The organism is Marinobacter aromaticivorans (genome assembly GCF_002806975.1).
Lineage (GTDB): Bacteria > Pseudomonadota > Gammaproteobacteria > Pseudomonadales > Oleiphilaceae > Marinobacter > Marinobacter aromaticivorans.
In genome coordinates this window covers 189814-202760 of sequence record NZ_NIHD01000006.1, presented here as the reverse complement: position 1 = coordinate 202760, position 12947 = coordinate 189814, and the positions used below count along the sequence as shown (strand labels likewise).

General features: G+C 54.6%; 11 protein-coding genes. 8 read left to right on the top strand and 3 right to left on the bottom strand.

The annotated features are described in order from the left end of the window. Positions 1-34 precede the first annotated feature (34 nt). Positions 35-1240 carry a 1-acyl-sn-glycerol-3-phosphate acyltransferase gene (locus CDH48_RS10945; protein ID WP_100688767.1) on the bottom strand — a complete coding sequence of 402 codons (1206 nt, stop codon included), beginning with the start codon at positions 1238-1240 and terminating at the stop codon, positions 35-37. Positions 1241-1463: 223 nt separating this feature from the next. Here CDH48_RS10945 and recQ point away from each other — a divergent pair, with 223 nt between their 5' ends. Beyond that, positions 1464-3326: a DNA helicase RecQ gene (gene recQ, locus CDH48_RS10940; RefSeq protein ID WP_100688766.1), complete on the top strand. Its 1863-nt coding sequence runs from the start codon at positions 1464-1466 to the stop codon at positions 3324-3326. Between the two features lie 27 nt (positions 3327-3353). Here recQ and CDH48_RS10935 read toward each other — a convergent pair whose 3' ends face one another. Continuing rightward, a complete protein-coding gene (locus CDH48_RS10935) occupies positions 3354-3908 on the bottom strand; it encodes a DUF4442 domain-containing protein (RefSeq protein WP_100688765.1) in 555 nt (184 codons plus the stop codon). Between the two features lie 277 nt (positions 3909-4185). Between CDH48_RS10935 and CDH48_RS10930 the strand changes: the two genes are divergently transcribed. From CDH48_RS10930 to selD, 5 genes are all read left to right on the top strand, one after another. Next, positions 4186-5139: a hypothetical protein gene (locus tag CDH48_RS10930; RefSeq protein WP_227521052.1), complete on the top strand. Its 954-nt coding sequence runs from the start codon at positions 4186-4188 to the stop codon at positions 5137-5139. 141 nt (positions 5140-5280) lie between these two features. After that, on the top strand, positions 5281-6801 hold the full coding sequence (locus CDH48_RS10925; protein ID WP_100688764.1) for a bifunctional GNAT family N-acetyltransferase/carbon-nitrogen hydrolase family protein: 1521 nt from the start codon (positions 5281-5283) through the stop codon (positions 6799-6801). Positions 6802-6917: 116 nt separating this feature from the next. Continuing rightward, complete coding sequence (locus tag CDH48_RS10920) at positions 6918-7316, top strand: hypothetical protein (protein WP_100688763.1); 399 nt, start codon at positions 6918-6920, stop codon at positions 7314-7316. Positions 7317-7357: 41 nt separating this feature from the next. Further along, positions 7358-7975, top strand: coding sequence for a helix-hairpin-helix domain-containing protein (locus tag CDH48_RS10915; protein ID WP_100688762.1), 618 nt, complete (start codon positions 7358-7360; stop codon positions 7973-7975). Next, the gene (gene selD / locus CDH48_RS10910) at positions 7975-10251 is read left to right on the top strand and encodes a selenide, water dikinase SelD (RefSeq protein ID WP_100688761.1); all 2277 of its coding nucleotides are present in this window, start codon (positions 7975-7977) and stop codon (positions 10249-10251) included. Before CDH48_RS10915 ends, selD begins: the two co-directional genes overlap by 1 nt. Positions 10252-10253: 2 nt before the next feature. On the opposite strand, the gene senB is transcribed toward selD, so the two are convergent. Further along, positions 10254-11264: a selenoneine biosynthesis selenosugar synthase SenB gene (gene senB, locus CDH48_RS10905; RefSeq protein WP_100688760.1), complete on the bottom strand. Its 1011-nt coding sequence runs from the start codon at positions 11262-11264 to the stop codon at positions 10254-10256. Positions 11265-11418: 154 nt separating this feature from the next. Here senB and CDH48_RS10900 point away from each other — a divergent pair, with 154 nt between their 5' ends. Continuing rightward, complete coding sequence (locus CDH48_RS10900; protein ID WP_188437746.1) at positions 11419-12294, top strand: putative selenate ABC transporter substrate-binding protein; 876 nt, start codon at positions 11419-11421, stop codon at positions 12292-12294. After that, positions 12294-12944: an ATP-binding cassette domain-containing protein gene (locus tag CDH48_RS10895; RefSeq protein ID WP_100688759.1), complete on the top strand. Its 651-nt coding sequence runs from the start codon at positions 12294-12296 to the stop codon at positions 12942-12944. Before CDH48_RS10900 ends, CDH48_RS10895 begins: the two co-directional genes overlap by 1 nt. The last annotated feature ends 3 nt before the right edge of the window (positions 12945-12947 follow it).

The following is a 12947-nucleotide window of genomic DNA, read 5'->3' as shown; positions in this document are numbered from 1 at the left end:
GCATTACCTCGTTGTATAAAAGGGATTGCCCGGGTTAACCCGGAGTGTTTTGTATGGCGATTGCATCCAGTGCGGTCTGAACCGGATTGGCATACATGTCCAGTAGATAGGGGCGAGTTGCCGGATCACAAGCCTCCAGCCTTTTTTCCATTTCAGCTCGGGCAACGCGCATGTCCTCCGCAGAAAACTTATCGGTGGTCGCAACGGATTCTGTAAAAGATGTGCGAGCGTCTGCAGACGCCTCAGAACCTGTGGTGTCGGGGCCACGCATCTCATAGGCCACCAGATTGGAGGCGTGCAGGCGGTAATTGGCATGCACCTCACGGTCAATCAGTGCGGCAAGCTGTTTGGGGTTTTCCGGCGCATCAACAATAGGGGTGCCAAAGTGAACATGCACATGGCCTTTGAACTCGGTCAGGCCTTTCATGATTTGTTCGGTATCTTCACCTTCTGCTTTTTTGTAGCTGCCTGCGCGAGCTTTGGTCTCCAGTTCGCGGGCCTTGTCCTTGTCGCAGGGATCGTATTCGTAGGAGATGGAAACCGGAACAATGCGCAGCTTGTTCATTGCCTCGGCAAAACTCAGTCCGCTTTTTTTACAGCTCATGTAAAACATCTTGATGATAGCGGGGTCGGTGAAATCCAGGCCGTCTTTGGCGCGCCCCTCGCGCTGGGCTATCCAGATGTTTTCGTTGTTCGCGATGCTGTGGTTGATAAAGCCGGAGAGCGTAATGTAGGCATCCCGCATTTCCCGCGGGCTGGTCATGTCACGGCGTACGATAAAGCTCTTGTTGAGCCGCATCATTTCCGCAAACACACGGTTGGCCAGCAGGTTGTCGCCAATGGCTATACGGGTAGTTCGCAGGCCGTTCCGGAACAGCAGGTAATTGACCAGCATAGGGTCAAACACAATGTCCCGGTGGTTGGATATGAACAGGTAAGCCCCCTGCTTACTCAAATTCTCCACGCCGCTTGTCGTTACACGGGTGGTGGTGTTCTCTATAAGGTCACCAATATAGCCGGACAATCCCGCCTGCAGATCGTCCACCCGGGTAAAATGGCCAAAGCGGCTTACTAACCAGCGGCGGGTAAAGAAGCGCAGAAAAGCCGGGGCCCAGTGCGCCAGTGCCGGCGACTTGAAGCGGCCGACCATGTCCAGAAATTCCTTGTCATTAACCAGTCGTTGAATCGCCGGGCCAGTTTCTTCGTCCGAGTATGGACGGATGGCGTCAAATTCCTGCATGCATGCCCTGTTCTTGTCTGAAAAATTATGGTGAGCCGTAAAACGGTAGTTTTAAACCGCGGTATTGTAACGTTTCTTCCCTGCCCTTGCCTCCCTAAAGCACACCTGCAAACCATTAGGCACACAAAATCTGGTATGATCCTTCACCGCGCCGAAACAGTGCTTTGTTCGGCCATTTATTCCGACAGTTTTCACCCCAGCCTAACGATGAGCCGATTATTTTATGCACCCCGATCAGGACTTCGATCAGCTTTTGGCAGAGCGGCCCACAACCTCGGGCAGAAGCCCTGAGGCGGTTTTGCATGAAGTGTTTGGTTACGAATCCTTCCGGCCACTGCAGGGCGAGGTCATCCATGAAGTGGTCCGCGGTGGAGATGCCCTGGTACTCATGCCAACGGGTGGAGGCAAATCCCTGTGCTATCAGGTTCCGGCGCTCGTCCGTTCTGGCACCGCCATTGTTATTTCCCCGTTGATCGCATTGATGCAGGATCAGGTTGCGGCGCTGCGCGAGCTGGGCGTGCGGGCGGCGTTCCTGAATTCCACCATGGATTTTGAACAGGCCCGGGCAACTGAGTATGCGTTGAGCACAGGCGAGCTGGATCTGCTTTATTGTGCTCCGGAGCGGCTGATACAGCCGCGCACCCTTGAGCTGTTGCATGGTGCGTCCATTTCTTTGTTTGCCATCGACGAAGCGCATTGCGTGTCCCAGTGGGGGCACGACTTCCGTTCCGATTATCTGCAGCTTGCGGTATTGGCCAGCGAATTCCCGGAGGTTCCCCGGATTGCCTTAACCGCGACCGCCGATGAACGCACCCGTAAAGAAATTGCTGAACGGCTCTCCCTCACTGAAGCCCGGCATTTCATCAGCAGTTTTGATCGCCCGAACATCCAGTATCGGATAGCGCCAAAAACCAATGCAAACAAACAGTTGCTGGATTTTATAAAAGCAGAACATGAAGGTGATTGCGGTATTGTTTACTGCCTGTCCCGTAATAAAGTCGATGCCACCGCAAAGATGCTGATGCAAAACGGTTATACGGCTTTGCCCTATCATGCCGGGCTTCCTGCGGCTGATCGGGCTAACCATCAGGAGCGATTCCTGCGGGAAGATGGCGTGATTATTGTAGCCACCATTGCCTTTGGCATGGGTATCGATAAACCTGATGTGCGCTTCGTTGCGCATCTTGATCTGCCAAAAAGTCTGGAAGCCTATTACCAGGAGACCGGGCGTGCCGGGCGCGATGGCAAACCGTCAACAGCCTGGATGGTTTATGGCCTTCAGGATGTCATCAAACTGCGGCAAATGCTGGAAGCCTCTCAGGGTAACGATCACTTTAAACGCATCGAGCGGCAAAAGCTGGATGCCATGCTGGGCCTTTGTGAAGTCACCAGGTGCCGCCGGCAGGTTCTGCTCAATTATTTCGGCGACAAACTGGATAACCCCTGCGGCAACTGTGATACCTGCCTTGTTCCCCCCGAAACCTGGGATGGAACGGTGGCTGTGCAGAAGGCATTGTCCTGCGTATTCCGCACCGGCCAAAGGTTCGGTGTTACCTATCTGATTGACGTTTTGAGGGGCTCGGAGAACGAACGGGTGCTGCAATTCGGACACCACCAAGTCTCAACCTACGGCATAGGCACTGAACTCTCAGTTAACGAGTGGAAGTCGGTGTTCCGGCAACTGGTGGCTAACGGCTACCTGCGTGCAGACCCCGAGGGGTATGGCGCGCTTCAGCTTACAGAGCAATGCAGACCACTACTGAAAGGGCAACAAACGGTAAAGTTGCGCAAAGACCCGGTGGTCAAAAAGTCAGCGGGGCGTTCTTCTGGCCGACGAACCGGCAGCGCGATCAAAGACCAGATTACCGATCATGCCGGCTGGGAGGCACTTCGAGCCTGCCGGAAAGAGCTCGCTGATCAGCAAGGTGTGCCGCCTTACGTGATCTTCCACGATACCACCCTGTTTGACATGCTTGAGCGCAAACCCAAAACCCTTGATGAGCTGGCGGGAGTCAGTGGTGTGGGCGCTGCAAAGCTGGAGAAATACGGCGAGATCTTCCTCGCCACCCTTGCGGGGCTGGACTGAGGCCTGAGCGCGGCTCACCGGCCAGATTTACGCTGCCGTCTGGAACCCTTTTTTGCGAACCCGGTAGTGCGCAATGGAGGTCGCAACATGGTTACCGTGCATATCCCGCAACTCACCCTCAAGCGTAAACTTTGCCCGACCCGTGGCATCGGCATCTGCACGAATGGCTGTCACGTTTTCGGGAGAAAGGGAAAACTCCACGGTGACATCCGTATTCGCAGGCTGCAGAAACTGCAGCGTCATTTCTTTCAGGATTGGCGTGTACGCCGGCCCAAGATCAAACAGCGTCAGTACCCCGCCAGGAATTTCCGCCACAAGAAAATAAGCGCCAGCGTACAGGCTGCCAAAGTGGTTTTTATTGCCCTTGAGCTGGATGCGCGCCCGCACGTATCCGGGGCGCACCTCTTCCACACTGAACCGGTTGCGCGGTGCAAACGGGATCGACAGCCCTATGATGCGATTAACCGCCGCATAACCTCCGGTTTTCTTCAGCCATTCAACCGGTTGCGCCAGCGTGGCCGCGGGATTTGTGTTGGAGATCCACTGCCCTGTTACACCAATAATACTGTCGATTAACGCCATAATTCAGCTCCTGAGCCTGGGGGTACATTACAGGTTGAAGCGGATGATTGCAGCGCCCCATACACATCGCAACACTCTTTTACATTATTTTGAAAGATTCTCCTTTCTCTGGCCGTTTTCTGGTCTAAAGTAGAGGCGGTTCACTTCATATGCAGCACCCATTTGGCCAGTTTTCTGCCCGCAGGAACTGATTCGGACAAGCCAGTCAAAAGGATTCGGAAGTTGCAACATGTTCGCAGCTCTCATACACGGATTTAAACATGCCTGCAGGCATGCAATGACTGCACTGCTGCCGGGGCTCGCTGGCAGCCTGTTAATGGTTTGCCCTGTTTACGCCGGCACACCGGGCGATACCGTTGGGCCACCTTCGGCACCGGAAGCGTCTGCCTTCGTGTCCGCCCCGGTAAACCCGGCGCACCGGGACTATGTACTCTGGTACCGTAGCTACGACAACCCGGCCATCTATGCGCTGGTTAATCTTGCGCTGGCAAAAACCGCCGAGTATGGGGAGTTCCGCCTGCTCCGCAGCAGTGAATTGAGCCAGGGCCGGGCTCTCCGGGAGCTGGCTCGCGGCGAGTATGGTTTGCTGGACATTGCCAACCTGGCAACATCCACAGAGAGGGAAGAACGTCTTACAGCAATTCCGGTTCCGGTAGATGGAGGGTTGCTGGGTTTTCGCGTTTGTGTGGTTATGCCGCATAATCTTGCATTGTTTGAGGGCATCAACTCGCTCGCGGATCTTCGGGACAGAGATATCCGCATCGGCCAGGGTGTGCACTGGCCTGACACCGACATTCTCAGAGAAAATAACATCCCCGTAATTACCCATTCGCGCTATGAAATTCTGTTTGGAATGCTGAAAAACGAGCGCTTCGACTGTTTTGCCCGGGGTGTCAGTGAAGTTGCCAATGATCTTCGTATCGAAAATGACCCGGAACTGGTTGTGGAACCCGGCATTGTGCTGGCCTACCCCATGCCTTCGTACCTGTTTGTGGGGCCGGAAGATCATTTAACCGCGCACAGGTTACAGCTTGGAATGGAACGGGCCATCCGGGACGGAAGTTTCGGGGCTTTCCTCGAGCAGTTTTACGGTACGGCAGCAGAGGACCTGAACCTCGACAAGCGCACCGTTATTGCTCTGGACAATCCGTTCCTGAGTGGAGAGTCGGATAACCTGGGGCGCCAGACCTTGCAAAATCTGCGCCGGCGGCTTGAATTGCTGAGCCAGTGAGTGAGGCTCCAGCGGAGCCGCTACATTGCGTATACCCGGCTTTTCTTTCGTGGCTTTCCCGCTACCTGTGCCAACTCTTTCATACCTTCTGATAAACTTGGTCGAGAAACCCAAAATACCGCCATACAGGAGCCTCACTGAATGGCCCATGAAGAACTCCATTTGAATCTCCGCAACCTGACGCTTGATGATTATGAGCAGCTTCAGGTACTGATGGATCGCGTGTATGACGACATAGGGGGAGCCTGGCCAAGAGATACCATCAAGGCCCTGGTTGAGCAGTTCCCGGACGGGCAGATCTGCATCGAGGACAATAATCAGCTGGTTGCCGTTGCCCTTACGGTTTCTGTTAAATACGAGCGGTTCAGTAACCCTCACACCTATGACGATCTGATTCTTCGCAATGAGCAGATCTGGCATAACCCGAACGGTGATTCCCTGTATGGGCTCGATGTGTTTATTCATCCAGAATACCGGGGCTACCGGCTGGGCCGGCGTCTTTACGAAGCCCGTAAGGAACTCTGCCGTTCTCTGAATCTGCGTGCGATTCTCGCCGGAGGCCGTATTCCCGGCTACTGGAAATATTCGGATCAGTATTCGCCTGCGGAATACATTGACCGGGTTGATCGCAAGGATATTTACGATCCGATTCTGAGCTTCCAGCTGTCCAATGATTTCCGGGTTACCCGGTTGATGCACAAGTACCTGCCGGAGGATGAGAAATCCCTGGGGTATGCAACCCTGCTGGAATGGCGGAACATTCTGTATACCCCACCCTCTTCGGTACTGAACGAAAAGAAAACCCAGGTCCGCATGGGCGCGGTGCAATGGCAGATGCGTGAGTTTGGTTCGGTTGAAGAAGTGCTGGAACAGGTTGAGTACTTCGTGGACGCATTATCTGATTACAAGAGCGATTTTGCGCTCTTCCCGGAGTTTTTCAACGCGCCTCTGATGGGGCTGACCGATCAGGTGGATCAGACTCGCGCTATCCGCTTTCTTGCCGGTTTTACCCAGCAGTTCCGGGACAGAATGTCTGATATGGCGGTGAGCTATAACATCAATATCATCACCGGCTCCATGCCGCTGCTTGAGAATGACCGGGTTTACAATGTGTCTTACCTGTGTCACCGCGATGGCCGGGTGGACGAGCAACGCAAGATTCACATTACGCCCCACGAGCGCAGGGACTGGGTGGTTGAGGGCGGAAACAAGTTTGAAGTCTTTGATACGGATTCCGGGCGGGTTGCGATTCTCATCTGTTATGACATCGAATTCCCGGAGCTGGGTCGTATTGCCGCGATCAATGAAGTCGACATCATCTGTGTGCCCTTCTGGACCGACACCAAAAACGGCTATTTGCGGGTTCGTCATTGTGCCCAGGCCCGGGCCATTGAAAACGAGTGTTATGTGGTGATCACCGGCAGTGTCGGGAACCTGCCAAAGGTGGAAAACCTCGACGTGCAATATGCCCAGTCGTCAGTATTCTCGCCATCCGATTTCGCGTTTCCCCACGATGCAGTGATGGCAGAGACAACGCCCAATACCGAGATGATCATGTTCTCGGACATGGACCTCGAAAAGCTTACATTGGTGCGCAACGAGGGGTCGGTAACCAACCTTAAAGACCGCAGAATTGACATGTATGAAATTATCACCCGTTAAGTGTTGAAGTACAGCGTCAAAGGGCTATCGTAGTGTATTGACGATATTGCATAACCTGCGGTCAGTATCTATTGTTTAATCAATATCAAGCCAGCTCCAGAAGAGACTCAGTATTCATGAAGGAAGCGTTGCCCGATCTTGTTGCCCGTTTCAGATTCCGGCATGGCCTGTTCCGCAGGGAACAGGTAGAAGCCGCGCTTTTTGAACTGGACGCCTACGGATGCGTAATGAAGACTGACAAACTGTTCAATCCCGGCGATACCATTGTACTTGACCTGATCATGGATATGCCGTTCGACGAAATTCGTGCGGAGAAGGTACCGGGGCTTATCACAGAGCGCAGAAAACACTGTAGCAACTTCTTCTACTCAATTGATTTTTCTGATTTGAACTCTGATAGCGACAAGGCCATTGAAGAGAAACTGCGTCGTATCAGAGAGGTGCTTTCCAAAAAGCAGTCGTTGAAATCACGACGCTCCTCAGGTTCCATGCCGGGATTGCGGCAAATGGCCTGATTACTTTTATCCGTTCTACCTGTCTGCAAGGAGACAACCCAATGGCAAAGAAAGCCAAATCGAGCGTTGATAAGATCGTAAAGAAGGTCAACAAGGAATTTGAGAAAACGTCGAGTCAGATTGAAGGTCTGATCAGTGACGCAATGAAGCAGTTCGAAACCCTGCAGCACCAGGTTCAGGATCCGCTTCGCAAGCTTCTGAAAGAAATCGATGAACTTCGGGAGCGCGAAACCAAGCGCTTTTATGATGAATTCGAGCGTCGCCTGGAAGAATTCCACGAACTTCAGTCCAGCATACTCGAACGTTTGGGTGTGGCCTCGAAAGAGGACATTCGCAAGGCTGAAAAAGAGAGTAAAAAAGAACTGAAGAAAAAGCCTGCAGCGCCTGCCAGGAAGCCCGCTGCAAAAAAAGCCGCTTCTGACAAAGCACCGGCCAGGAAGAAGGCAGCTGCTGCCCGGGAAAAGAAACCTGTCGATAGAAGCGATCTCACCCTGGTTAAAGGCATAGGGCCAGCCACTGCCAGGAAAATGAAAGATGCAGGCATCACTTCCATCGACCAGATAGCCAATCCGTCGGAGGCAGACCAGGAAAAGCTGAATGCCTTCTCAAACATCAAGGGGTTTGACCAACTCTCAGCAGAAGCCAAGAAAATCAACTGATGCGAACGCCCGACCAGCCTGTTTTACGGGACATAGTCCTGATTGGCGGTGGGCACAGCCACGTCGGAGTACTCAAACGGTTTGCAATGAAACCGGTGCCCGGCGTGCGCCTGACCCTCATCTGCCGCGATACCCACACACCCTATTCCGGAATGCTGCCAGGCTACGTGGCAGGACATTACAGCTACGACGATGTTCACATCGACCTCAGCCGTCTTGCGGAGTTTGCCGGCGCCCGTTTTTACCGGGCCGAGGCCACAGGTATTGATCGCAACACCAAGCGCGTGACCTGCAAAGGCCGCCCGGATGTGCCCTACGACATACTGTCCATCAATATTGGTTCCTCACCCAGAGTGAACGAAGTTGAAGGCGCCTCGGAGTTCGCTGTACCGGTAAAGCCGATAACGGGTTTCAACAATCGCTGGCTCGCCCTGCTCTCCCGCATTGAAAACCATGACGGCCCACTCACGGTAGGTGTGGTCGGCGCCGGCGCAGGTGGTGTGGAACTGACTCTGGCAATGCAGTATCGCCTGAAAAACGAGCTTGAACAGAGGGGGCGGAATTCCGATCAACTGCATTTTCATCTGTTTGATGCGGCGAACGAGATTCTCCCCACACACAATGCCAAAGTGCGGTCAGTGTTCCGTAAAACCCTCTCGGATCGCGGCATAAAGCTGCATCTGGGGTCGCCGGTAGAAAAAGTCAGCGAAGGGCTCTTGCGCACGGCCACTGGTGACACACTGCAAACAGACGAAGTGCTCTGGGTAACCCGGGCCGGCGGGCCCGCCTGGTTGGCGGAAACCGGCCTGGCGCTGGATGATGGTTTGTTCCTGCGGGTGCGTGACACACTCCAGGTTGAAAACGACGACAACATTTTTGCCGCGGGTGATATTGCCAATGTGGTTAATCACCCAAGGGAAAAAGCCGGTGTTTTTGCAGTGCGCCAGGGGCCGCCTCTGGCCGATAATCTGAAGCGCCTGGCGTTGGGTAAAGCGCCCCGGGATTTCCATCCCCAGAAGAAATGGCTGGCCCTGATCAGTACCGGTGACAAATACGCGGTCGCCTCGCGCGGTGACGTGCAGTTTGATGGTGCCCTGGTGTGGCGCTGGAAAGACTGGATAGACCGCCGCTTCATGGCAAAGTTTACCGATCTGCCACCCATGGAAGAGGCAACCACTCTGCCCGACACAGGCGCTGCGCAAAACGCCGAAGAGGCTTCCCAGGCCATTTCTGCCGTTGCCATGCGCTGTGGTGGTTGCGGCGCCAAGGTGGGCAGTACCGTGCTGTCACGGGCGCTGAGCGAGCTCAGGCCCATAGAGCGGGATGACATTCTCATCGGCCTGCATGCGCCGGATGATGCGGCAGTCTTGCGGGTTCCACCCGGAAAAGCCGTGGTGCATACCGTTGATTTTTTCCGGGCGTTCATTGATGACCCCTATACCTTTGGCCGCGTAGCTGCCAATCACAGCCTGGGTGATGTCTTTGCCATGGGTGCTGAAGCACAAAGTGCAACGGCAGTTGCCACCGTGCCTTACGGCATAGAGTCCAAAGTGGAAGATGTGGTTTACCAGATGATGTCCGGCGCTGTAGAGGTGTTGAACGAGGCCGGTTGTGCCCTGGTTGGCGGGCACACGGGCGAGGGCCGGGAATTGGCACTGGGTTTCGCGGTCAACGGCCTGATTGACCCTGACGACGTGATGAGTAAAGGCGGCCTGCGAGCGGGTGATGCTCTTATTCTGACCAAACCCATAGGTACCGGAACCCTGTTCGCAGCCCATGCCCGGCTGGCTGCCAAAGGCCGCTGGATAGATTCTGCCCTGGCTTCAATGGTGCAGTCCAACAAGAAAGCTGCAGACTGCCTGCGAAGCTTCGGTTCCAAAGCCTGTACGGATGTGACCGGCTTCGGGTTATTAGGGCATCTGGTGGAAATGACGCGACCTTCCGGCGTCGATGCCGAGCTGGATCTCTCTGCAATTCCCGTTCTTCCGGGAGCGGAAGAAACCTCGGCGGCAGGTATTCTCAGTTCGTTGCAGCCGGCCAATATACGCTTGCGCCGTGGTATCCGGGATCAGGAAAGGTGGGTAAAACATCCTCGCTATCCTCTGATTTTTGATCCGCAAACCGCCGGAGGGTTGCTGGCAAGTGTTTCAGCCGACAAGGCGGAAGAATGCGTTCGGGCACTCAAGGCCCTGGGTTACCCGTACACCGCCATTATCGGGCGGGTAACGCCGCAGGATGAAAGCGGGCCGATTGAGCCGATCACACTCAAAGAGTGAACTCAGGCATTTCTCCCGGAGCAGCGCGTCAGCGCAAGTGAGAGCGCCTGCTCCAGGGCTTTCAGTTCATTCTCCGGCGTAAACCGGGCGGCGAGTCGTCCGACCTGCTCGCGCAACTGTTCAAGAAACCCGGCATCCTTCTCCGCCCGCTCGAGTACCCTGGCAAGTGCCCGGGTATCGCCAACCGGGTAGTAGCCGGCGTAATCCTCGCCAAGCAACCCGACATTGCCGGGGATATCCGACGCAATCACAGGCAAGCCAGCCCGGCAGGCCTCCGACACAGCATTCGCTCCACCCTCCATTATGGAGCTCATAACCAGCACCTGGCTCTCTGCCATCAGCCTGTTGACCCCGGCTTTCTCTAATTCGCCGAGCCAACGGAACCTCGGGTTTTCCCGCATTTCCTGGTTTGCCAGGTTTTTCCAGTGCGCATCGTGTGGCTTGCCGGCGCAGGACACCCGAATGCGGGAATCGGGCGGCAGCAGTCTTGCGGCCTGAGCGGCTCGCAGCGAGTCTTTCTCGTCCCTCAGATGGCCAATGACGCATACTTCAAAAGTGTTCGGGCCGGAGTTTACGCTGCCTTTACCTCCGGCTCCTGTATTGGTGCCGGGTTCTTCAGGTTTTTCAGCAGACTGGAAAAGTGTCACCAGTTTTTCCTGAAAGCGCCCGGGGATGTCCTCACCAACCTTTGCATGAAGACCGATCAGCGCATCTGCCGCTTGCATGGAGTACAGGGTCTGCTCGGGGTACTCATATTGATGGCGGTATATGTCCGTTCCCGTCAAGGCGACGATCAGTGGCTTTGCCGGCCAGGCGCTCTGAAAAGCCCGTATTGCGCCATGGCTGCGCCACGCATGGAGAGCCAGAAAAAGATCACAAGGTTCACCCTGGTACTCCGTCATAACCGATACCCGGTGCCCTGCCTGCTCAAGCAGCCCTTGCCAGCGCTCAGCCGTTGCCCTGTTACCAGCCTTTGAGCCCGGGGCTGCAGGCGTTATTATTAGGATTTCCATAGCGTTCTTCGGTATAAGAGACATTTGACCTGTTTAAACCCGCAATCCGTATATCTGTTCATGGTCGGGTTGAATCAGAGTATCCTCCTTCTGGCAACTATCGCCAGCGCGACTATTTCGTACTTACAACCAGACAACTGATCAAGGAATTCACATGGCCCTGAATATTATACGGAAATTGATGCTGTCCAGTTTTTTGTGTTTTATCGCCACTGCCGCTTCGGCACAAACCTTTGTGTTTACTGCCATACCCGATGAGGACGAAACAAAACTGGTCGAACGTTTTCGTGGCGTAGCCGATTACCTTTCAGAGCAACTGAATGTTGATGTACGCTACATTCCGGTGAAGTCCTATGCCGCAGCGGTTTCCGCCTTTCGTAACAATCAGGTGCAACTGGCGTGGTTTGGTGGGCTCTCCGGCGTACAGGCGCGCAGGCTGGTGCCGGGTTCCGAGGCCATTGCCCAGGGTGTTGAGGATGAAGCTTTCCAGACCTATTTTATTGCCAATACCAATACAGGTATTGAGCCGGCGGACGAATTGTCCGGCCTGAAAGCGCAGCTCGAGGGCAAAACCTTTACGTTTGGCTCCAAGGGATCAACCTCTGGTCGCCTCATGCCGGAGTTCTACATACGGGACACCTTTGACACAAAGCCCGAGGATTTCTTTGCGCGGGTTGGTTTCAGCGGCAACCACACACGCACCCTTCGTTTGGTTGAAGCTGGCACTTACGATACGGGCGCTTTGAACTTCCAGGTCTGGGAAAAAGAACTGAGTAACGGAAATATTGATACCGACGCCGTTCAGGTCATCTGGAAAACACCTGCTTACCCGGACTATCAGTGGACCATACGGGGTGATGTGAACGAGCGTTTTGGTGATGGTTTCAAACAGCGCGTTACCGAGGCCCTGCTGAACCTCGACAACCCGGAACTTCTGGAAAGTTTCCCGCGTTCGGGCTTCATTCCGGTCTCCAACGACGACTATGAGCCGATTCGTAAGACCGCCCAAGAGATCGGAATCCTCGATTGATGTCAGGCTTCGATCTTTCTGGCCTGACGGCTTCATTCAATGGCAAGCGGGTCATTGGCCCTCTGTCTCTGACGGTGCATCCCGGGGACAAAGTTGCGCTGGTGGGTAAAAGTGGCGCCGGTAAATCAACACTGATTCGCCTGATCCACGAACGGGTTAACCGGGATTCCTCACTCATCCCCCAGGATCTGGGCATAGTCAATGCTCTGTCGGTGTTCCATAACGTTTTTATGGGGCAGCTGGATAAACACGCCACCTGGTACAATACGATAACCTTGGCCCGACCTTTCGCCAGGGATCGGGCCGAAGTGAACGCACTCCTTAAATCCCTCGGGATGACAGAAAAGCTCTGGACACCGGCAGCGTCACTTTCCGGTGGTCAGCGCCAGCGGGTAGCGATCGCCAGGGCGCTGTATCGTAACGCCTCAGTATTATTGGCTGATGAGCCGGTTTCTGCCCTCGATGGCCCTATGGCAAACTCGGTAATGACACTCCTCAGGGATCGCTTTTCAACCAGCGTTATTGCGCTGCATGATGTGGAACTGGCGCTGAATTATTGCACCAGAATTGTTGGTATACAGGATGGCCAGATTGCGCTTGACCAACCCAGCGCGAATCTTGTGGCTTCAGACATCATGTTTCTTTACTAGGTA